The 20,423-nt window shown below is 69.4% G+C and carries 19 protein-coding genes; 11 read left to right on the top strand and 8 right to left on the bottom strand.

Annotation, left to right across the window (positions count from 1 at the left end):
• Window positions 1-168: 168 nt before the first annotated feature.
• From BW733_RS08680 to BW733_RS08710, 7 genes are all read left to right on the top strand, one after another.
• Window positions 169-1,263 (top strand): fatty acid desaturase family protein, encoded by a 1,095-nt coding sequence (locus BW733_RS08680; protein ID WP_077349707.1) that lies wholly within the window; start codon window positions 169-171, stop codon window positions 1,261-1,263.
• A 43-nt stretch (window positions 1,264-1,306) separates the two neighbouring features.
• Window positions 1,307-2,014, top strand: a complete 708-nt coding sequence (locus BW733_RS08685) for a methyltransferase domain-containing protein (RefSeq protein WP_077349709.1) — start codon at window positions 1,307-1,309, stop codon at window positions 2,012-2,014.
• Window positions 2,015-2,093: 79 nt separating this feature from the next.
• Entirely contained in the window at window positions 2,094-2,612 is a 519-nt protein-coding gene (locus BW733_RS08690; RefSeq protein ID WP_077349711.1) for a hypothetical protein, read from the top strand.
• Window positions 2,609-3,163 (top strand): hypothetical protein, encoded by a 555-nt coding sequence (locus tag BW733_RS08695; RefSeq protein ID WP_077349713.1) that lies wholly within the window; start codon window positions 2,609-2,611, stop codon window positions 3,161-3,163. The genes BW733_RS08690 and BW733_RS08695 overlap by 4 nt, the downstream gene beginning before the upstream one ends.
• Window positions 3,160-3,465, top strand: coding sequence for a hypothetical protein (locus BW733_RS08700; protein ID WP_077349715.1), 306 nt, complete (start codon window positions 3,160-3,162; stop codon window positions 3,463-3,465). The genes BW733_RS08695 and BW733_RS08700 overlap by 4 nt, the downstream gene beginning before the upstream one ends.
• 1 nt (window position 3,466) lies before the next feature.
• Window positions 3,467-4,558 carry a hypothetical protein gene (locus BW733_RS08705; protein ID WP_077349717.1) on the top strand — a complete coding sequence of 364 codons (1,092 nt, stop codon included), beginning with the start codon at window positions 3,467-3,469 and terminating at the stop codon, window positions 4,556-4,558.
• 146 nt (window positions 4,559-4,704) lie between these two features.
• Complete coding sequence (locus BW733_RS08710) at window positions 4,705-5,610, top strand: hypothetical protein (protein WP_077349719.1); 906 nt, start codon at window positions 4,705-4,707, stop codon at window positions 5,608-5,610.
• A 389-nt stretch (window positions 5,611-5,999) separates the two neighbouring features.
• On the opposite strand, the gene BW733_RS08720 is transcribed toward BW733_RS08710, so the two are convergent.
• Both BW733_RS08720 and BW733_RS08725 read right to left on the bottom strand, forming a co-directional pair.
• Window positions 6,000-7,118 (bottom strand): alpha/beta hydrolase, encoded by a 1,119-nt coding sequence (locus BW733_RS08720; RefSeq protein WP_202970149.1) that lies wholly within the window; start codon window positions 7,116-7,118, stop codon window positions 6,000-6,002.
• On the bottom strand, window positions 7,115-8,797 hold the full coding sequence (locus tag BW733_RS08725) for a nuclease-related domain-containing DEAD/DEAH box helicase (RefSeq protein WP_077349721.1): 1,683 nt from the start codon (window positions 8,795-8,797) through the stop codon (window positions 7,115-7,117). Before BW733_RS08725 ends, BW733_RS08720 begins: the two co-directional genes overlap by 4 nt.
• A 287-nt stretch (window positions 8,798-9,084) precedes the next feature.
• Between BW733_RS08725 and BW733_RS08730 the strand changes: the two genes are divergently transcribed.
• On the top strand, window positions 9,085-9,510 hold the full coding sequence (locus BW733_RS08730; protein ID WP_077349723.1) for an OsmC family peroxiredoxin: 426 nt from the start codon (window positions 9,085-9,087) through the stop codon (window positions 9,508-9,510).
• A gap of 76 nt (window positions 9,511-9,586) precedes the next feature.
• On the opposite strand, the gene BW733_RS08735 is transcribed toward BW733_RS08730, so the two are convergent.
• The gene (locus tag BW733_RS08735; protein WP_152024637.1) at window positions 9,587-10,579 is read right to left on the bottom strand and encodes a hypothetical protein; all 993 of its coding nucleotides are present in this window, start codon (window positions 10,577-10,579) and stop codon (window positions 9,587-9,589) included.
• Between the two features lie 103 nt (window positions 10,580-10,682).
• Here BW733_RS08735 and rpmG point away from each other — a divergent pair, with 103 nt between their 5' ends.
• Entirely contained in the window at window positions 10,683-10,820 is a 138-nt protein-coding gene (gene rpmG, locus BW733_RS08740; protein WP_077349727.1) for a 50S ribosomal protein L33, read from the top strand.
• Window positions 10,820-11,119, top strand: coding sequence for a 30S ribosomal protein S14 (gene rpsN / locus BW733_RS08745; protein ID WP_077349729.1), 300 nt, complete (start codon window positions 10,820-10,822; stop codon window positions 11,117-11,119). The genes rpmG and rpsN overlap by 1 nt, the downstream gene beginning before the upstream one ends.
• Window positions 11,120-11,134: 15 nt before the next feature.
• On the opposite strand, the gene BW733_RS08750 is transcribed toward rpsN, so the two are convergent.
• The 5 genes from BW733_RS08750 to BW733_RS08770 all read right to left on the bottom strand — a co-directional run bounded on the left by BW733_RS08750 (window position 11,135) and on the right by BW733_RS08770 (window position 19,709).
• On the bottom strand, window positions 11,135-12,088 hold the full coding sequence (locus BW733_RS08750; RefSeq protein ID WP_077349731.1) for a DNA double-strand break repair nuclease NurA: 954 nt from the start codon (window positions 12,086-12,088) through the stop codon (window positions 11,135-11,137).
• Entirely contained in the window at window positions 12,088-15,381 is a 3,294-nt protein-coding gene (locus tag BW733_RS08755; protein ID WP_077349733.1) for an AAA family ATPase, read from the bottom strand. The genes BW733_RS08750 and BW733_RS08755 overlap by 1 nt, the downstream gene beginning before the upstream one ends.
• Window positions 15,381-16,535 carry an exonuclease SbcCD subunit D gene (locus BW733_RS08760; protein WP_077349735.1) on the bottom strand — a complete coding sequence of 385 codons (1,155 nt, stop codon included), beginning with the start codon at window positions 16,533-16,535 and terminating at the stop codon, window positions 15,381-15,383. Before BW733_RS08760 ends, BW733_RS08755 begins: the two co-directional genes overlap by 1 nt.
• An 8-nt stretch (window positions 16,536-16,543) precedes the next feature.
• Window positions 16,544-18,253: an ATP-binding protein gene (locus BW733_RS08765; RefSeq protein ID WP_077349737.1), complete on the bottom strand. Its 1,710-nt coding sequence runs from the start codon at window positions 18,251-18,253 to the stop codon at window positions 16,544-16,546.
• 88 nt (window positions 18,254-18,341) lie between these two features.
• A complete protein-coding gene (locus tag BW733_RS08770) occupies window positions 18,342-19,709 on the bottom strand; it encodes a restriction endonuclease (protein WP_237268126.1) in 1,368 nt (455 codons plus the stop codon).
• Window positions 19,710-19,772: 63 nt separating this feature from the next.
• On the opposite strand from BW733_RS08770, the gene BW733_RS19350 reads away from it, so the two are divergent.
• The gene (locus BW733_RS19350; RefSeq protein WP_237268127.1) at window positions 19,773-20,150 is read left to right on the top strand and encodes a response regulator transcription factor; all 378 of its coding nucleotides are present in this window, start codon (window positions 19,773-19,775) and stop codon (window positions 20,148-20,150) included.
• Window positions 20,151-20,423: the final 273 nt, after the last annotated feature.

A 20,423-nucleotide genomic window follows, 5' to 3' on the forward strand; every position in this document is an offset into this window, starting at 1 on the left:
TGAACGAGGGGCGGGCCCATGCCCGCCCCTCGTCTTTTTTTCCGGGACCTCCCGGAAGGCGAGATGCAGGGCCCGGGTTGGTGGCACCCCGTAGGCTTCGAACAGGAATCGGCGATCCGCCTTTGCCGTGAGCGGGGCCGAAGGCCCTCGACAGACAGGGCCACCGACATGACCACCTCGCCGACACTCGACGCCAGGCCGTCCCCGTACGCGGACGCGACCACCTTCCCGCCGCTGATCAGGGCCTACACAGACCTGGCGCACGAGGTCCGGGAGTCCAACCTGCTGCGGCGTGCCCGCTGGTTCTACGTCCTGATCGGCGTCGCGCTGCTGCTCGGCCTCGGTGGTGCTGTCACCGGCTTCGTCCTCCTTGGCGCGAGCTGGTTCCAACTGCTGATCGCCGCAGCGCTCGGCATCCTCTTCACCCAGGTCGCGTTCATCGCCCACGAGGCCGGTCACAAGCAGGTGCTCGGCTCCGCCCCCGCCAATGACCGCCTCGCCCGGATCCTCGCGGGCACCATCGGGATGAGCTTCTCCTGGTGGGATTCCAAGCACACCAGGCACCACTCCAACCCCAACCGGGTGTCGAAGGATCCCGATGTCGCCGTCGACACCATCTCCTTCGTCGAGGAGGACGCCGCACAGGCCCGCGGGCTGCGCAGATGGATCACCAGGCGACAGGGCTGGCTGTTCTTTCCGCTGCTCACGCTGGAGGGGATCAACCTGCACGTCCAGAGCCTGCGCTACCTGTTCTCGCGGGGGAAGGTGAAGTCGCGTTGGCTGGAGATCACGCTGCTCTCGGCCCGCTTCTCCCTGATCCTCGTCCCGGTCTTCCTGTTCCTCCCGGTCGGCATGGCCTTCGCCTTCATAGGGGTGCAGCTCGCCGTGTTCGGGGTCTACATGGGGGCCTCCTTCGCGCCCAACCACAAGGGCATGCCGGTCATCGCGCCCGAGGCGAAGCTCGACTTCTTCTCCAAGCAGGTCCGGACCTCGCGCAACATCCGCGGCGGTTGGTGGGCCACGACGCTGATGGGTGGGCTGAACTATCAGATCGAGCATCACCTGTTCCCCAACATGCCGCGACCCCATCTCGCAAAGGCCAGGCGCCTCGTCCGCCAACATTGCCGCTCGCTGGATGTGCCCTACACCGAGACCTCGCTGTTCAGGTCGTACGGGATCGTGATCGCCTACCTGAACCGGGTCGGCCTTGCGGCCCGCGACCCGTTCGAGTGCCCCGTCACCGCCCAGCTGCGCAGGGCGTGACGAAAGCGCCACATATCTCGACGTCGAGATATGGCGTGGGGTCATGGACGCCTGGGACCCTGGCACGTACCTGAGCTACTCCGACGAGCGTGGCCGACCCTTCTTCGACCTGGTCGCTCGCGTGTCTGCCCGATGGCCGGGCACCGTCGTCGACCTCGGCTGCGGACCGGGAAACCTGACGCTGACGCTCGCAGAGCGCTGGCTCACCGCCCGGATCCAGGGGGTCGACTCCAGCGAGGCCATGATCCGGGCCGCCCGCGGGACCGACTGGGTGCGCTTCGCGGTCGGCGGCATCGAGGAGTGGGCCGCAGGGACTGACCGGGCCGACGTCGTCGTGGCCAACGCCTCCCTGCAGTGGGTCCCTGGACACCTCGAGCTCCTCGGTGCGCTCAAGGAGCGGGTGGCCGAGGGCGGCTGGTTGGCCTTCCAGGTCCTCGGGAACTTCGACGAGCCGAGCCATGCGATCCGGCGGGAACTCGCCGCGCTTCCCGAGTACGCCGCGCATGTCAACGGGGTCGCCGTCCCCTCCTCGCACGATCCACGGGACTACCACCGGGTTCTCGCCTCTGACGGCTGGCGGGTCGACGCCTGGGAGACGACCTACCTGCACGAACTCACCGGCGTGGATCCCGTCTTCGCGTGGGTCAGCGGCACCGGAGCGCGGCCGACCCCGTCCATGATTGCGGCCGCGTCAGGAGGGGTGAGCGGGCGCCAGTTGGTCACGTCGGGGTTTCCCATCGGTCAAGGCTAGGACGTTCTCCGCAGTCAGGGCTGAACCGCCTCCATGTAAGGCTAGGGGATCCGACGGACCATTGAGCAGGAGTGCAGACTTGCGTTTCGACGAAGCCCTATCCACCTGGCTCGACGACCCGAGCCGTGAGAACACTGCGACGCTGAGGACAGCGATCCAGGGCGCGCCCAACTACGTGACCTCCCCGGACTTCGAGCCGGCCGCGACGGCCGTCCAGACCGGCGACTACCGCAAGGCATTCGACGCGTTGATGGGCCTGATGCCCGCGGTCTTCCTCTCACCGCTTGCGCACAGCCTCCTGGCCAGGACGCTGCTCGGACTCGGGCAGGAGGACGACGCCTCCCGCGAGAAGGCGTTCGCACGGGCATCGCTCGTGACCATCGTCGACTCAGGAGATGGGTCGCTCGCCCGGCCGTGGATCGTGCTTCGGATCACAGACGAGTACGACGTGCTCGCATCGCTGGGCGAGAAGAGCAGCATGCAGGTGCCGCTCGAGGACGGCGGCCGACTGATCGACGCCATCACCACGAGGACCGGCAACACCTACCACTTCGAGCTCTGGCGACGGGGCGAGCGGGTGAAGGGGAGCGCCGCGTGAGCGGGGTGGCGACGTGGGTCGGGAGCCCCGATGGGCGGTATGAGGCTGAGCTGCTCGATGGCCGCCTCGTCCGGCTGAGGCTGCCCGGGGACCTGGTGGATCCTTCCAGGTCGGCCCAGCTGGAGGCAGAGCTCGTCTCGCTCCTGAACGAGGCGTCCAGTCGACATCTTGACGACCTGCTCGCTGACCGCGAGGAGAAGGACGACGTGCGGTACGCCGCGGAACGCATCGCCCGAGAGGCCCTCACGGAGGCGGCGCGGCTTCTCGGTGAGGCCGAGCCCGAGCCGTCTCCGGCGCCCGAGCTGCCGGAGGCCGAGGGAGTCGGAGTCGCGTGGCGAGACGGGTCCATCGCGGCGATCCGGATCGGGCACGGCCTTCTCACCGGGGGCGGCGCGCGTCTCGCGCAGGCCGTCATGGACGCTGTGAACGCTGGCCCCCCGCCCGAGGACCTCGAGGTCGAGGCCGACCTGTCCCAACTTGACCCCGAGACGGTGCGCGCGGAGTTGCAGCGCGTCGTCGCCGAGTACGAGCGAAGAGGAGCACGACGGTGACGAATCAGTTCGATCCGACGGCGTGGAACACCGGCGCCGACCTGTTGGACGCGGCGCGTGAGGCCTGGGAGACGAGCAGCTTTCAGGCTGTACAGTCCCAGCCCGTCTCGGGGAACGGGAGCGTCCCCGTGGATGCTCTCCTCGCCAAGAAGACGGCCGAGCTGAAGCTCAAGTGGTACGACCTCATCGGCGAGGTCGGCGTCGCGATGGGAAGCGACGTCTCCAAGATGCGCGCGACCGCAGCCAACTACGCGGCATCGGAGGAGCAGGCGGTCGCCGCGAACGAGAGATTCTGGGAGTGACATGAACTTCGTGATCTACTGGATGACCGGTGTCCGCAAGCCAGAGGTGAAGCCGGCCGAGATGCAGGCACTCTCCGACCTGTTCGAGGTGGTGAGATCGGCGGCCGTGACGGCCGACCAGCAGGTGCAGGGGGCCGTCGCCGTGACCCTCGCCTCGAACCAGGGAAACGCGACCGACGCGTTCAACGCCCACGCGACCGGGTCCGACTCCGCCAAGACGCAGCTGCTGAGGATCGCGGACGCGGCGAGCGCGACCAGGGACGCCCACAAGGCGGCGGGCACCCTCATCGAGTCGACCGTCACCAGCATGGACGCCGTCGCGACGATCGCCGCCCAGGACGTCATCAAGGCCCAGGCACTGCCCCTCGGCATCGGTGCGCCGATGGTGAAGCAGATCATCGCCAGGGCGAAAGCCGACCTCACCAAGATCAACGCCGCGGCCGCCGTGGCTGCGGTCGGCATCTACGCGGGGCTGGGGCTTCCCGACCCGATGTACCTCAGCCAGGACGACACACGGGGCTCGATTCCGCAGGAGATCGCCGACGTCTGGGCCGAGATGACCCCGGCCGAACGGAAGGAGTTCTACGAGGCAGTGGCCGAGGACGTCACGTCCGACTGGCCGCCGGACAAGGAGCGACCCGAGGTCCTCTTCTACTCCAACGCTGAGCCGCTGCCACCGGGTGCCGTCCGTCCGCCCGATCCCAAGGACGACTGGTCGGGCAACTACGGCGTGGCCACCGACGGGAAGATCTACATCAACTACGACATCATGGCCAGCGACGACACACCCGTGCAGCTGCACACCGTCGTGCACGAGATCCAACACGTCAACCAGGCCCATCTGCGAGACCAGTACGACGCGATGGTGGCCGCGGATCCGGACGTCATCGACGACATCCGTGCAGGACGCCGACCCGACCCGTTCATCGCCGAGGGCACCACGGTGGACGAGGTGGAGCGCTGGAAGACCCGGTACGAGGGAGGCGGCAGTCCGTACTACACCCACCAGCCGGTTGAGATCGACGCCCGCCGCTCCGGCACCGAGTACGTCGACTCCCTGACGCCCGAGCAGATCGAGGAGCTGCTCGAGTGAGGTTCCGCCGCCGGACCGTGCTTCTCGGTGGGATTCTTGGTGTTGTCGCGTGTACGCCGTCCGACCCAGGCTCGCCCAGCGTGGGGCCGTCGAGCACGGAACCGGAACCGAGCGCGGTGCCGAGTAAGAGTCCTCAAGGAGGAGACATGGGAGACCTCGCAACGCGGGCCGCGGGCGAACTGTTCGACCCCCAGGCCGAGCTGCTGGTCAACGACGGAAGGGTCGGTGCCGTCGGCAGCGGCGAGTTCGTCCTCTGGGACGCGAGCTCCGGCAACATCTCCGCGCGGGTGAAGGCCGAGGTCGGCGAGGTCGCCGCGCTCTGGGCGTGGGGAGGCGACCGGCTCGCGCTGCGCAGGCCGGGGGCGACCGCGGTCGCGATCCTGGACGAGCAGGGGGCCGAGGTGGAGACCGTCGAGTTCGACCCCCAGGTGAGCGCATTGGCCGTCAGTGCCGGGGGAGAGCGGATCATTGCGGCGCTGCCCGGAACCGTACGGCTGGTCGAACTCGGCCGCGACCAGTTCGTGGATCTGCCGGTCGAGGGTCTCGCGCCGGAAGGGCGGGTCACCGTCGCGTTCCTGGACGACGGGCGCAGCGTCATCGGCTCAGCGCAGGACCAGTGCCCTCCCCAGCTGTGGGAGGGAGACGAGCTCGACTGGAGCGCGGACGCGCCTGCCGACTACTGGCACCTGCGTCCCATCTCCTCTGGCTTCGTGACGGTCGAGGCGGAGGGGGATTCGTTCGCAGTCGTCGTCCGCGATCCCGACTTCATCGAGACGGCCCGGCACCCGCTCGGCTTCCGACCGACCGCGCTGCGGGCCTCGGACACGCACGCCGTCCTGACGATCGGAGACGGGCGCGCCTCGGATCGTCGGTCTGCGGTCGTCGTCCGCCTCGCCGACGGCGCAACCGTCCGCACCGACCCAGGGGAGGGAAGGGTGGTCAGCGTGAACCTGGTCGGCAGCGAGGTCCTCACCCTGACGGCGACCACCGGTGTCGCGGCCTTCGACGCGGACACCGGCAAGCAGTTGCGCGCCTTCGCCCTGCCCGACTGAATCGGAGCCTGGAGGGGCGTCCTGGCCGGCTGAGCCGCCAGGATGGTGGCATGGCCGCCGCTCTCGACCTGTTCACCGCGCGACGCGATCGTGCACGGCTCCGATGTCGTCATCGACCGACCCCGTGGCTCGGCGCATCCACGGTTCCCCGCCGTCATCTACCGCTCGACTACGGGTTCCTTGAGAGCACCAGCAGCGGCGACGGACAAGCCATCGATGTTTCGTCGGCACCGCTGTCGGGGCCGGCGTGTGCGGGGTCGCGGTGATCGCCGATCCGCCCAAGCGTGACTCGGAGATCACGATGCTGCTGGACTGCGCACCCGGTGAGGTTGAGGTCGCGCGGGCCTTTCTCCTCGACCTCAAGGTGGGGGTCGCGTTGCTGCCCAGGCCTACCTCGACTTCCTGAGCGATTCGAGGAACTGGCGCCCGCCTTCGGCGTCGACGTCCCTGCCGGTCAGCAGCCTCACCAACGCGGGAAGGCCGTCGTAGGCGAGGTCCGGATCGTCCGGGTTGAGGATCCGGTCGATCCACTGGTCGCGCGAGCGCAGCACGGCGGCGGTGAGGGAGCCAGTGGGGGCGTACGCCTCGAAGCCGTGGACGCCGCCAGGCAGGACGTGGAGCTCGCAGTCTCCGCCGTCGCGCCAGATGCCCGTGGCGAAGTCGACGTCCTCGTCGCGGAACGGATCGGCGCTGCCGACTGAGATGTGGATCGGCGGAAGGCCGCCCAGCCAGGTCGCGCGGGCGGGCGCGTCGTAGGGGGAGACGTCGTCGGTTCCGCGGGCGGCGCCGAGCAGGGCCGTCCAGCCGAACTCGTTGCTCTGCGCGCACCAGCCGGAGGCGACGTCGTACTGGCGGATGGAGGTGGAGTCGTTGCGGTCGTCGAGCATGGGGCACTCGAGCAGCACGCCCGCCGCCTGTGGGGCCTTGCGGTCACGGGCCAGGAGCGCGACCCCCGCCGCGAGGCAGCCTCCCGCGCTGCTTCCGGCCAGGATGAAGCGTTGAGGATCGAAGCCGAGGTCGGCGGCGTGCTCGAACGCCCAGGCGTAGGCCGCGTAGCAGTCCTCGACGGGGATCGGTGCCGGATTCTCGGGGGCGAGCCGGTATTCGGGGGTGACGAGCGTTCCTCCGTGCTTGAGGATCTGCTCGAGGTAGGGGCGGACGCCGGAGAAGCGGTTGCCGGTGATCATGCCTCCGCCGTGGATCCACATGATCGCCGGCCCGACGCCTGCCCCGATGCGGAAGACGCTCAGGGTGACCTCGGCGCCGTCGGCCGTGGGGACGGTCGCCTCGGTGTGGGTCAGTCCGTCGAGCCCGTCCAAGGCCGCCTCGGCGCTGTCTGCGAGGCCGGCGCGCATCGCTGGCAGCTGCTCGGCCGTCACCGGGTTCGGCGGGAGCGCATCCTCGACGACGGCGACGACGCGGTCGAGTGGGGGACGCGGCGTCTCGCCCCGCTCGTCGCGGCCCCGCTCGGCCTGGCGCATCGGGGGAAGGCCATGGGTGATGCTCACTGATTCTCCTGGGAGTTGGACTGACGGGCGAGTTCGCGTGCCACCTCACGACCCGCATGGCTGATGGCGTCGAGGTCGCCGACGACAACCAGCCGGTCGGTGGCGCGGGACAACCCGACGTAGATGCGCTCTTTGAAACGCTCGCGGGTCCCGTCTTCGTTGACGCACAGGACGACGGCCCGTCGTTCGAGGCCCTTGAAGCCCAGCACGTGGCCGTAGAAGAGGTCGTCCTCATGGAAGGTCGCCCAGTAGCCGGCCTGGTCGTAGCGGTCCTGGAGGCTCTTCTGCTCGGGGTGCCGCGCGCCGGTGGTCAGCAGCGCGATGCTTCCCGGCTCCCAACCCTCGTCGAGGAGGGCCTCGACCTGGTCGTCCGCGGCCTCGAGGGCGTCGTCCGGGCTCGCCTGGACGTGTTTGACCTCCGGGCCCTCGCCGCCCTGGAGCCGCATCCTGGAGGGGGCGAGGGGCCGGAAGACCTCGGCGATCTGCCTGGTGTTGCGCAGGTTGTGGTCGAGCATCAGCGGCACGAGCGGCACCGGCGGGTTGCCGAAGCGCTGGAAGAGTCGCTGGTTCTCGTCGGAGTAGAGGTAGAGGCCGCCGTCGTGCTGGTCGTGGAGGGCGGCGATGAGGGGGTGCCACCAGGATTCGGCGAAGTCCTGCGCCTCGTCGACGACGAAGGAGTCGAAGCGTTGTCCGGGCGGCAGTTCGGCGGCCTGCTCGGCCATCAGGCCGGGGAGGCGTTCCTCCCAGAAGGCGGAGTCGTCGCGCGAACCGGAGGCGATGCCCCAACTGTTGGCGAGGGCCTCGAAGGTTCCGACGAACGCGGGTCGCTGCTTGTACGGCCAGGCCGCGACCTCGCGTTTGAAGTGGCCGGCCAGGCCGACGGAGTAGCAGAGCAGGGCGACGCGTTGGGGTCTGCGGCCGTCGCGGCCCTGGGTGAGTTGGCGGGCCTGGGTCAGCGCGAGGACGGTCTTGCCGCTGCCGGCGCCGCCGCGGATCTCGACGCGGTTGAGCAGGCGGGTGACGCTGAGGATGAGGCCCTGCTCCTGGGTGAGGTGGTCGGCGCGTTCCTGGCGCTCGTCCGATGCGTCCTCCACGCTGCGGGCGGCGTGCACGGAGCGTCCGGTGAGGATCTCGACCAGCAGTTCGCAGTCGTCCTCGGACGGCGCTGGGCGATGGGTCTCGAAGCCGAGCGGGATGTCGGCGAGGCGTTCAGCGAGGGCTGCCTGGTCGTGTTTGTCGTGCACCATCCAGCGCGGGCAGTCGGGCAGGTCGAAGTCGTCGCCCAGCGTCGTGAACGGCGCGACGACGGAGTGGGCGTAGCGGATCCGGCCGCGCGAGCTCTGCGCCCAGCGCGGGTCGCTCTCGACGTAGCTCTGGATCGCGTAGCGCGTCTCGCGGGCCTGACCGACGGGGTCGATCGGTTCGTCGCGGCCGTCGCGCCACATGTACCACTGGCCCTCGCGGACGCTCAGGCCTGCACCCTTGACCTCGACGATGAGGACGCCGACGTCCGGCATGACGACGACGAGGTCGGCCTCGTGGTCCTTCGCCGAGTCGGTGAGCCGGTAGTTCGCGATCAGGGTGTCCTGGGGGCGGAGGGCGTCGCGCAGGCGGGCCCAGACGGCGCGCTCCGAGTCGGTCGGGAACTTCGGCTCGGCCGGTACCAGTCGCGGTGGCATGGCCCAACGCTAGTGGTCGGCGTGTGGTTGCGGGGAGGGTGAGGAGCAGTCTGTCCCCGTGGTCGACAGGACATCTTTCGCCCCCACACCGCAGCGTGGGGAGGCAGGGGGTGCCCGGGCCTCGAAAGCCAACTGGCCAATGTGGACCGGCGGATCCGTCGGACTTCGCCGCCGTGCGACCAACCCGCCCGGCTCAGCGAGCCGCCGCCATGTCGGCCCGCCGCTTTGCCTGCGAAGTTTGGCGCTCGTTCGTAGGGTGAAGGTGACCACTCAACTTTGGAGGAAGCATGTCTGTCAGCAGCAAGGCCACCACCACTTGGCGCGGTTCCCTCTTCGAGGGATCGGGCGAGGTCGCCTTCGACTCGTCCCACATCGGGACGTTCCCGATCAACTGGAAGGCCCGCAGCGAGGGCTCCGAGTCGACCACCACCCCTGAGGAGCTGATCGCGGCCGCGCACGCGTCGTGCTTCTCGATGGCGCTTTCCAAGGCGCTTGCCGACAACGGCACCCCGGCCGAGAAGCTCGAGACGACGGCATCGGTCGGCTTCAAGCCCGGCGTCGGCATCACCGGAAGCCACCTGACCCTCCACGCCGACGTCCCCGGGCTCAGCGACGAGGCGTTCCAGGAACTGGCAGCTGGGGCCAAGGCAAACTGCCCAGTGTCGCAGGCACTCGCCGGCATCGAGATCACCCTCGACGCGAAGCTGTCCTGACCCTCAACGCCTGACGGCCAGCACTCGGAAGGGTGCTGGCCGTCACTGGCTTGAGATGTGCTCGTGGGCTTCGGTCTTAGCGGATGGACCAGTTGCCATCGGCCATGAGTTCGATAATGGAGGGGCCGGCCAAGAATGGGCGGCTCGCCGAGTAGGCACCAATCTCGTTGACCAGGCCTCGGTAGTCTTCCGCCGTCTCTTGGGACACGATGAAGTTGCTCTCGCCATCGTGAGTGAGGGTAAAACTCCTGGCCGGACCGTAGTACCAGAGGATGTCGCTCCCCCTGCCACTCAAGCCTGATGCGGTCAGGGTGGGTGCGGCTGAGAGTGGCTTGACGACGAGCGTCCAGTGCCCGTCGGCCTCAACGTCAAGTTTGGTGGTGTCATCGTCATAGATTCCGACTGCGCCGGCACCACGCGTGGTGCCGATCTCGTTGATCACGTAATCCGTCACGCGGTTTCCACTGTCTAGTCCGTGAACCATGAAGTTACTCTCGCCACGATGTGTTCCGATCACGTAGAGCTCCGTGGCTCCCCTCGGCAGGGTGATCGTCTTCGGGCCCGTTCCGCTGTACGTCGCGTATACGTCGTTCGTGAACCGGACCATGTTATTGAATTGCCAGCCCTCCTGCTGCACGTACGTCGTGCCAGACGAGGATGCCTTTGCGGAGATCGCCGTTCCCCAGATGTACGAGCGGCACCCGTTGCGGCCTGTCGTCGGAGTATCGCATTGCGTGTACCACCTGCGACCGTCAGCGCTGGTCCACTCCGCGGTTTTTCCCAGGTTGTTGTTCGACCACTGGGTTCGTGGCGAAGCCTTGTAGGTGAGATTGTTGAACACCCACCCGTTGGTGCTGACGTAGCGGCCGTTCTTCAGGGAGATCTGGGTGGCGTAGATGTCGGTTCGGCAGCGGGTCACCGTCGAGGAGTACCTTTCGCATGCGGTGTTCCACTGGCGGCCGTTGACGTTGTGTTTGCCAGGCGTGATGTAGACGTCAATGTCTGCGTTGGCGGGCTGTGCCAGAAATGCCACAGCAGAGAGCGCGACCATGGCAGCAGAGGCTGCCACTCCAAGGAGTCGACGGGGTTTCATGCACGGAGCATAGGACAGCGCTCAGACCTTTCTCACGAATTGTCGCTCAGAAAGCCATGCGCAAATAGCTGGTTGAGGAGTGAAGCTCTGCTCCACCGCGGGCACCGGCTACACCTACGTCACCCGGAAGAACCGGCGGAACTCGCCGGACCGGCTGGCGCTTTCCAAGTACGACCCCGTCGTGCGCAGGCACGTCGAGTTCAAGGAGGCCCGCTGATGGCGAGCAAGGCGAAGATCGCGGCCAACCAGCGGCGCAAGGGCATCGTCGCGCGCTATGCGGCCCGGCGTGCGGAACTCAAGGAGCAGGTGCGCACCGGCACACCCGAGCAGCGGGAGGCCGCCCGGCGCGGGCTAAGCGCGCTTCCCCGCGATGCCAGCCCGGTGCGGGTCCGGAACCGGGACGCGATCGACGGTCGGCCGCGTGGCTACCTCCGCAAGGCAGGCGTGTCGAGGGTCCGCTTCCGCAAGCTCGCGCACGCAGGAGAACTGCCCGGGATCACCAAGTCGTCCTGGTGAGCCAGAGCCAGGACGTCATCTGGTCGCGGCGAGCAGCGCCCGGCGGAGCAGGGCCGGGTCGCCGAGGCGGTGGCGGAGCGTGCGTTCCAAGCCGCTGACCGGGTAGAGATTCTGTGGGGCCCGCGGGTCCTTGAACGGCTCGCTCGCGTACCTGGGCAGGACGGCCTGCGAGAGGTGGGCCAGTGCCGCGGCCTCCTCCTTGGACAGGTCGGCGGAGCATTCGACGCGGACGATGCCCGCCCACGGCGAGCCAGAGGCTCCGGGCAGCCGCAGGTACCAGGAGTAGCGCTCCCAGGTGGTCTCCAGCAGGAAGACGGGGGTGCGTTCGCCCGCCTGGAGTTGGCCGACGACGCGATTCAGTTCGGACGGCAGGTAGGCCGACTGGTGCGACTTGATCACGCCGATCGCGCGCGGCACCTTCGCCCGCCCGTGCAGGGGGCCGTCGATCACCAGCAGATCGTCCGCGTCGTCCGGGGAGACGGCGCGCGCATTGGCGGCGCAGATGATCTCCAACTCGGCCAGCTTCTGCTGGAGCGCGAGCGACAAGACGTCGAAGACCTGCCGGTTCGGATCGGGCTTGGCGTGCACGGCGCTCCAGGACCCGAGCCGGGTGGAGATGTTGTCGGCGTCGTCGGAGGTCGTGAGCATGGCCCTGCGCACCTCCGCGATCTCGACGGTCGCGCCCTTAGTCGTCGAGCGCACGACTCCCGCGGCGTACGAGGCGCACAGGCCCGGCTCGGCGTCTCCGCCCAGCTCGGGGCTGATCCATAGGCGCGCCTCGATCCGGCGCACCCCGTCGACGAAAAGGATCGTCGGAGGCGCCTTCACGCCGTTCGGTGCGATCGGTGACCACCTCTCGGCCGGGCGCTCCACCGTCGGGTCGAGCTGGTTGACCGACTCCGCGAGTTCCTCGACCTCCTCCAGGCTGGAGCCGTAGCTCGGTGCCCAGCCATCCACCATGAAGTGCATCAGCCCTCCCGCACGACGGTGGACGTCCGGGAGGTGCGGCTGACCGTGAACCTGGTGGGGATCCGCTCCGCCAGACCTTGGACGTGGGTGACCACGCCGACCAGCCGGTCGCCCTGGGCGAGCCGCTCGAGGGTCAGCGCGACCACTTCGAGACTGTCCGGGTCGAGCGATCCGAAGCCCTCATCGAGGAAGATCGAGTCGAGCTTTGCCGCGTTCGACGACATCGACGACAGTTCCGCCGACAGTGCGAGCGCGAGGGCGAGGCTCGCCTGGAACGTCTCGCCGCCCGAAAGGGTCCGGACGGAGCGCCGCGCCTCGGCGTCGGTGTGGTCGATCACATGGAACTCGCCCTTGTCGTGCGAGAGCGTGAACTGCCCACCCGAGAGCTCGAGCAACGAGGACGAGGCCGCCTCCACCAGGACGTCGAGCGCCGCCCCGGCGAGCCAGCGCTGGAACTTCTTCGCGCTCAGGTGATCGGCGAGCATCGACGCGACCTGACGGCGCTGCTCGGCCTCCGCGCGCTGTTCGTGAAGCCCCGCCAGCCGCTCAAGGTCACGGGTGATCGCCGCGTGCCGGTCCCGTGCCCGCGCCGACTCGGTGGCCACGGCTACCGCGGCCTGCGACGCGGACGACACCTCGAGTCCGCCGTCGAGGGCAGCCCCGGTCAGCGCCTGTTCGGCAGAGATGACAGCCGCGGCGGCCTCGGTGGCGGCCGTCTCGGCCTTCGCCAGCGTCTCGTCTGCGGAGGACCTCGCGGTCGCCGCCCACTTGGCCAGCGCCGCCCAGGCCGCGGGCAGATCCGACGTGTCGACGGCGGGGGCGCCGAGCGGGACCAGCGGCTCGCGCGTCTCCCGGAGCTGGGCGTCTGCCGTCGCGAGTTCGTCGCGCAGCGCCCGCTCGGCGGCGACCGCCGCGTCGCGCGCCCGCCCGGCCGCTCGCAGCCCGTCCAGGGCCGTCCGCTCCGCGCGCTCGAGCCCGCTGAGGATCTCCAGCGACGCGCCGACCTCCGCGGCATCCGGCGCCCCGTCCAGAAGCTGGGTCAACTGCTCCGAGCGTTCGTGCGCGCGAGACAGTGCTGCCTCCGCGCGCAGCAACGCGGACCTCGCCGCGTCGGCCGCAGCGGTGACGCGCGTGCGCTCGGCCGCGGCATCGCTCAGGGCCTTGTCTGCCGCGGATCGTGCTGCGGCAGTCGTCTCGCGGGTGGAGGTCGCCTCGGGAAGCGCGACGGTGTCCAGGTCGGCGAGCGCGGTCGACGCCCACGCAGTGAGCTCGTGCCATGACTCCTGGAGCGAGCCGGCTTCGGCGACCGGGGCACCGTAGGCCAGGACCGAGCCGCGCGCCTCGCGCAGGGCGGTGAGGGCGTCGCGGCGTTCCGCCTCGAGGGCCGAGGCCTGAGTGACGGCGGAGGAGTGGGCCGCGCGAGCCTCGGCCCGGGCCGCAGCCGCGGTCTCCGCGACGTCCCGCGCCTTGGCGATCTTCGCGAGCGCGCCGACCGCCGCCTCGCGCAACTGGGCCGGGTCGCCGCCGTCGGGTACCAGCGTTGAGAGCTGCGCCCTCGCATCGGCGAGGGCTCTCGCCTGGGCTGCGACCTCGGCCTCTGCGCGGGTCACGGCCTCCCGGGCGCTGCGCGCCGCGAGCTCGGCCTGGCGGAGCCTTCCGTCGGCTGCATCGGCCTCTGCCGCGTCGATCGGAGCGGGGAGGGTGGCGACGGTGGTCGTGCAGACCGGGCACTCGTGCCCGACCTCGAGGCTCGCGCGCAGCCCGGCCGCGGTGACGAGCAGGCGGGCCGCCTCGGCGTGAGCGCGCGCGGCGGTCACGTCGGCCTCGGAGGTCTGGGCCATGACGTGGGCGTCACCGAGAGCGGTCGCGGCGGTCGCCGAGCGACGCGTCAGATCCTCGATCCTCGCCTGGAGTGTGACGGCGCTCTCGAGCCGCGAGGCGTGTGCCGACAGCTCGGCAGGGTCGCCCGTTGCGCGGAGTGCGGCGCGGGCCGCGTCCTCTGCCGCCTCGGCCTCGGCGAGCGCGTCTGCCGCCGCGCCGACCGCGCTGCTGGCCCCGTCCAGCCGTTGCGCCAGATCGTCGAGCCCCTCCGGAGCCATGAGGGACGCGATGGCTTCGCGCCGGGCGATCAGGGCGGTCAGCGCGGCGTCGGCCGCCTCGACCTCGCGTGCCGCGGCTGCCTGGGCCGAGAACGCGGTCGACCACGCGGCCTCCGCGGAGAGCCTCGCCTCGTCGGCCAGCGTGACGCCCGATGCCGTCCGTTCAACGTCCGATTCGAGCGCCGGCAGCGAGCCGACGAGGGTGCCGAGCTCGGCCCACTGGTCGCGCATCCGCTCGAGCAGGCTGCGGTTGCCGCCGGCCTCGAGCGCCTCACGGGCCGCGCTGTAAGCCGCCTCGGCCTCCGCGGCGGCGACGCGTCGGCGTTCGGCCTCGTCTCGGACGGTGGCCGAGCGTTCAGCGAGGTCGTTGATGCCTTCGGGGATCTGCACCGCCTCGAGCCTGCGCACGTTTGCCGCTGCGGCTGTCGCGGACTCGCCGGCCCTACGGGCGCCGTCACGGGCACCGTCGACCTTGGCCCGGAGGCTCTCGATGCGCTCCGACAACAGACGTAGCTCCTCGACGCGGGCCGCGGCCTCGTCTGCGGACTCCTTCGTCGTGCCGCCCAGGTCGCCGATCCGGGCGCCGATGGCGACCAGTTCCGAGTCGGCGGCACTGCGCCGGGCGCCTGCCGCCCGCATCACGATGTCGTACTGATGGGCGCCCAGCAACTTAAGCAGGATGACCTGGCGTTCGCCCACCGTCGCGTTGAGGAACTCGGCGAACCGCCCCTGGGGCAGGACGACGGCCTTCGTGAAGTCGTCGAACGACAGGCCGAGCAGTTCCTCGACAGCCGGTGTGACGTCTCGCACCTCGGAGGCGAGGACGTCGACCTCGTCGCTCGTCGCGCTCGGCTTCAACGGGTCGTCGAAGCGCTCCAGAACGGCGGACTTCTGCTGGATGTTCTGCCCCACGCGTCGCACCTCGCGGGCGACCTGGAAGCGCTGATCTCCGACGTCGAAGACGAGCCGCACGGTCGCCTTCGTCGTCGTGGGGGCGAGCGCGTACTGCACCGAGTTGGCGCGACCCCACCGCGGCGCTGAGCCGTACAGCGCGAACACCATGGCGTCGATCACCGTCGACTTGCCCGCTCCCGTCGGGCCGACGAGCGCGAAGTAGTCGGCGCCGTCGAAGTCGACCGTCGTCTGGGAGCGGAAGGACGCGAACCCGTCCATCTCGAGCCGGACCGGGCGCATCAGTTCACCCCCGTCGTCTCGTCGAGCAGGTCGGAGAACAGCGCTGTCAGGCGCGGATCTTCGATGCCCACCTCATCGCAGTAGGCCGCGAAGAGGTCGCGCGGCGAGCGCGTGGTGTGCTGGGCTGTGTGGCGCTGCTCCGTCTGGGCAAAGTCGGGGTGGATCCGCACCTCCAAGGCGTTGGGTAGGGCGTCGAGCACCTCGTCGCGCAGGCCGGCCCGGGTGCGTTCCTCGACGATGACCCGCAGGTAGTCGTCTCCGTAGTCGGCGGAGGCGGCCTTCAGCAGTTCGACGGTGCCGGAGACGGTGCGCAGGCGCCGCCCGGCGGTGATCGGGATGTCGGTGACCTTGGCCGGTGTCGTCGGGGAGACCTCGACGAGGCAGACGACCGAGGTGTTCTCCTGTTCGCCGAAGTCGACGGCGAGCGGCGCACCCGAGTAGTGCACGGGGGCGGGGGCTGGGATCTGCTGGCGGCGATGGAGGTGGCCCAGCGCCACGTAGTGGGAGTTGATCGGGAACGACTGAGCGGAGACGTGGTACTCGAAGATCGACTGGGCCTCGCGCTCGCCACCACCCATCACCCCGCCGGTGCAGGTCAGGTGGGCCATCACGATGTTGACGGTGTCGGCCCGGAACGACTCGGCGAGCGCCGCGATGATGTCTCGGACGGACTGCTCATAGCGCCCGGCGTTCTCCGACGGGGTGCCGGTGACGATCTCCTCGGAGCCGACGATGTGGCGCCGGGAGACGAACGGGAGCAGGGCGACAACGGCCTCCTCGCCGGTCGAGCGGGCGGTGAATCGGTGCACGCCGCCCTCCTGGGCGGCGCGGACCTGACCCGTGTACTCGATGCCGGCGGCGGCCATCAGTTGGCGCAGCGCCTCGAAGCTGCGGGCATGGTCGTGGTTGCCCGCGATGACGACGACCTCGATGCCGGAGGTGGCCAGCTTCAGCAGGGCGGAGTTGACCAGCCGCTGCGCGTCGGCGCTGGGAGCGGCAGTGTCGTACAGGTCGCCCGCGATGAGGATCGCGTCGACCTCCTCGCGGAGGGCAACGTCGATGATCTCGGCCAGGACCGCGCGCTGTTCGTCGAGCCGGTTGCGGCCCTTGAGCGTCTTGCCGACGTGCCAGTCAGCGGTGTGCAGGAACTTCACGAGGCTCCTCAGAAGGGTGCCGGGTCGGCGTCTCGGGCCATGCGCGACATGATGCACGACGCGCCCGCCGACTCCGGGGCGGTCTCGGACTGGCGGGTCGCCCACGCCGGGAACGGGAACTCGACGGCGAGCGGGACGGGAAGCTCAGGCTGGGAGACGAACATCGCCCCTGGCTTCGCGAGGGTCGCGCGTTGGCGCTGCGAGGCGGGCAGGAAGCCGTACTCGGGGCGTCCGGCCTCTGCCGGGTCGAGCCTGCCGACGATCCGGATCGACGAGTTCGACACGATCCGGCGCTCCACCTCGGAGGCCGTCTGCTGGGCGCCGATCAGGATGATGCCCAGCGAGCGGCCGCGCTCGGCGATGTCGAGCAGCACCTCTTTGATGGGCGAGTTCCCCTCGCGCGGGGCGTGCTTGTTGAGCTCGTCCAGCATGGTGAACAGCAGCCCACCTGCGCCTGCGCGTTCCTTCGCCTCGGTCTCGGAGCGCAGCACCACGCCGACGACGAACCGCTGGGCGCGGTCGGGCAGGTTGTGCAGGTCGACGACGGTGACCCGGCTGTTCGCCGTCGACACCTGTCGCTTGTCCGCCCCGCCCGCAAGGTCGCCCCGGATGATTGGGCCGAGTGGCTTCAGGGAGGAGCGCAGCCGGCGGATGAAGGCGTTGACCGAGCCGGCCGTCGTGGCTGCGCCCGCCCAGTCGGCCTTCGTCGCGTCGTCCTGCAGCCGGTCGGCGATGAACTCGACCAGTTCCGCGTAGGTGCGGATCTGGGTGCCGCCGATCGACACGGCCCCGTCGGTGCCTGCTGCCTTCGCCTCGCGCCGCAGCTGGGCTGCGACCTGATGGATGACGAGCGTGTACTGGTTGCGGTCGTCCTCGGCGTCGGCGAAGACGTAGGGGAGCAGTTCCTTCTGGCAGAACTCGGCGAGCGTCCACCAGAAGGCGTCGACCCCACTGGTGCGGCCCGAGACGTGCGGTCGACCGGTCTGGTCGCCCGGCGTCGGTGGCGCGAAGAAGCGGACCGAGTCGAACGGGACGGCGGGGAGCCCGAGGCGGGCGTATTGCGCGCGCATCGTGTCGTCGAGCTTGACGTTCGGCTTGTCCAGGAACATCAGGTCCTCGCCCTTGACGGCGAAGATGAGGGCCTTCGCGGCGAGGGAGCGGTCGCCGAGTACGCCCGAGGAGAAGATCGAGTGGAGCAGGAACAGCGCGAAGCTGGTCTTGGTCGCCACCCCGGAGATGCCCGAGATCGACACGTGGGCGCCGCGGGTGCCGTCGAGGAAGTCGAGGTTGACGAACACAGGCTCCCCGTCGCGGCCGAGCCCGACGACGACCTTCTTGTCCATCGAGTCGAAGTAGAGGGCGCGGTCGCGGACGGCTCCGGTCGCGCGGCGTGCCGGGATGCCTGGCATGGGCGGCACGTAGACCTCCGGGTCGACCCGCGTCGTGGTCACCTCGGCCACCTCCTGGGTGTTGGCCGGGAGCACGCCGTCGGCGATCAGGAACGCGTCGGAGCCGAAGCTCGCACCCTCGTGACGGGCGACGACCTGGGTGACGACCCCCGACGTGCGCACCGGACCGACGCCGGGGACCTCCCGCTCGGTGGTGACGACGTCGTCGAGCTGCAGGTACGCATCCGGCCCGACGGCCACGCTGAACTTGAGGGGCGTCGAGTCGCTTGTGCCGGCAACGAGGCCGACCGAGTCGTCGTGGAGTGTCATGTGCCCTTCCGCGTCGGTGATGTGGCCACCGTAGCGCCGTCCACCGACAGACGGTGAAGCAGCCGGGCGGTCTCACCAGATGTCTGGCTCAGGAGGAGATGACCTGCTCGGGCCGCCGGTAGGTGATCTCGCCCTCGTACTCCGCCACTGTCGAGTCGAGCATCACGTCGAGATCGCCACCGTGGTTCGCCTGTGCCATGCGGCGGGCCGTCTCGGCGAGGATGCGACCGTTGATGAGCACAACCGGGTACTGGTCGTCGATGATCTCGATCTGGGCCTGCTTGGAGAAGGATCCGGTCGTCACGTAGACCCCGATCCAACCTCGCCGCAGCCGCGCGACCAGGCGGGCAACCTGTTCCGGCGAGATGGAGGAGTTCGGCTTGATGCACTTCGCCTGGCCGAGCACGACGACGGGGGTGCTCGCGGAGAGCGAACCCATGTCGATGCGACCGACGAAGTCCACGCCACCATCTCCCGACGGACGCGACAGCCAGCCCTGTTTGTAGCGCGCGCCCGACTCGCGGAGCACCTCCGCCGCGACGCGGGAGGCCAGGAGTTCGAACGCATGCTTGCGTCCGTCGTAGAAGCGGTACAGCTTGGCGAGCACATTGGCCTCGGCGGTCCCCGGGAGTGGTTGCTGGTCCGCGGATGTCTTCACCGGACTGGTGTGGACCCGTCGCCGGATCCCAGGGATCGCGACCCTTCCCTTGGCGATCCAGTCCTTCCATCGTTGCGGAGCATGCTTGAGTGACTCCTCTGCAGAGAGCAACGGATCGCGTCGGTCATCGAGCCAGCGGAGGTCGATTCCGTCCACTGTCAGGTCGGATACGACCGCGAGGTCAAGCGCGATGTTCGGGAAGCTCTTGCCGGTCGCCGGGTCGCGCTGCACGACGTGTTCCAGGCGCTCGATGATCGCGGCACCGCAGAACTCGACGTGTCCCTTTTGGATCTGCCGTCCGCCGCGGTGAACCGAGACCGATCGGAACAGGAGCAACGGTGGCGCGAGCAGCCGTTCCTCACGAGTGGTCCCTGCGTGGAGCCGCATGGCGTCCAGCAGCATGGCGTTGCCCCGCGTTGCTCCGGGCGCGCCCGTCGTTGTCGGCTTGTGGTCTCCGAAGTAGCGGACGTGCCCGTGGTCGAGGTCGAACTCGTCGTGCCAGGGGTTGGTCTCGTGGCCGGCCTTCCACGGGCTGGAACGGATGGCGATCAGGGATCGTCGCGGACCATCGCTCGCGACCGTGAGGGCAGGCGCGTTGATTCCAGCCTCGAGCATCACCTTGCGAATGTTCAGATGATCGGGGCTCATCAACCAGTGGTAGTTGGGGTAGCCGTCAAGCATCTGGTCGCTCTGGTTGGCGCCTTGGGCGTAGCGAAGCTCGTCGTGAACGAGGACGTAGCGCGGTCCTCCGAGCACGGGAGGCTGGCTCGGCCACAGCTCGTCGAACTCGTCGCCCACCGACCCTCCTTTGAAGCCTGTGCGTCGTGGTTGCAGGACCAGGGTAAGGCTCCGGAGGCGTATGTGGCAGGTGGGGCCGGAGCAGCCGGGTTCCTGATCAAGGATGCCGAGCCGGACGAGATCATCCGGGCCGTCCGCGCCGCACACCACGGGGGATCACTGCTGTCGCCCAGCGTCACGACCCGGGTGATCGGCACCTTCGCACGCCCCGGTGGGACGGCGCGCGTCGAGTCGAGACACCCTCGCCTCGACGACCTGACCGAGCGGGAACGCGAGGTCCTCGCCCTGATCGCGGAGGGACTGAACAACGACGAACTGGCCGCCCGCCTGGTGATCAGTAAGGCGACGGCGCGCACCCACGTCGGCAACATCCTCAGCAAGCTCGGGGCCCGCGACCGGGCCCAGCTTGTGGTGATCGCCTACCGTTCAGGCATCGTGTAGCCGCAGGCCGTCGTGGGTGAGGGGCGTGCACAGATCTACGGTGAGCGCGGTTCGTGCCGATGGTGGCGCCGGTCGCGTTCCTCGTAGGTTTGTGCCCGCGAACCGGCTGGTGATGGCCGACGGTGCTGGCGGCGGGTGCCTGCTGGGCGCGGCCCTCACGTGGGATGGGCCGTGGGTGAGAGACGTGCACAGATCTACGGTGAGCGCGGTTCGTGCCAATGGTGGCGCCGGTCGCGTTCCTCGTAGGTTTGTGCCCGCGAACCGGCTGGTGAT

It is taken from the genome of Tessaracoccus flavescens (genome assembly GCF_001998865.1).
GTDB lineage: Bacteria > Actinomycetota > Actinomycetes > Propionibacteriales > Propionibacteriaceae > Arachnia > Arachnia flavescens.

Coding starts and splice junctions, on each gene's coding strand:
- BW733_RS08685 (WP_077349709.1), top strand. CDS start 1,307: ATGGACGCCTGGGACCCTGGCACGTACCTGAGCTACTCCGACGAGCGT.
- rpsN (WP_077349729.1), top strand. CDS start 10,820: ATGGCGAGCAAGGCGAAGATCGCGGCCAACCAGCGGCGCAAGGGCATC.
- BW733_RS08755 (WP_077349733.1), bottom strand. CDS start 15,381: ATGCGCCCGGTCCGGCTCGAGATGGACGGGTTCGCGTCCTTCCGCTCC.
- BW733_RS08705 (WP_077349717.1), top strand. CDS start 3,467: ATGAACTTCGTGATCTACTGGATGACCGGTGTCCGCAAGCCAGAGGTG.
- BW733_RS08680 (WP_077349707.1), top strand. CDS start 169: ATGACCACCTCGCCGACACTCGACGCCAGGCCGTCCCCGTACGCGGAC.
- BW733_RS08765 (WP_077349737.1), bottom strand. CDS start 18,253: ATGACACTCCACGACGACTCGGTCGGCCTCGTTGCCGGCACAAGCGAC.
- BW733_RS08750 (WP_077349731.1), bottom strand. CDS start 12,088: ATGCACTTCATGGTGGATGGCTGGGCACCGAGCTACGGCTCCAGCCTG.
- BW733_RS08710 (WP_077349719.1), top strand. CDS start 4,705: ATGGGAGACCTCGCAACGCGGGCCGCGGGCGAACTGTTCGACCCCCAG.
- BW733_RS08725 (WP_077349721.1), bottom strand. CDS start 8,797: ATGCCACCGCGACTGGTACCGGCCGAGCCGAAGTTCCCGACCGACTCG.
- BW733_RS08730 (WP_077349723.1), top strand. CDS start 9,085: ATGTCTGTCAGCAGCAAGGCCACCACCACTTGGCGCGGTTCCCTCTTC.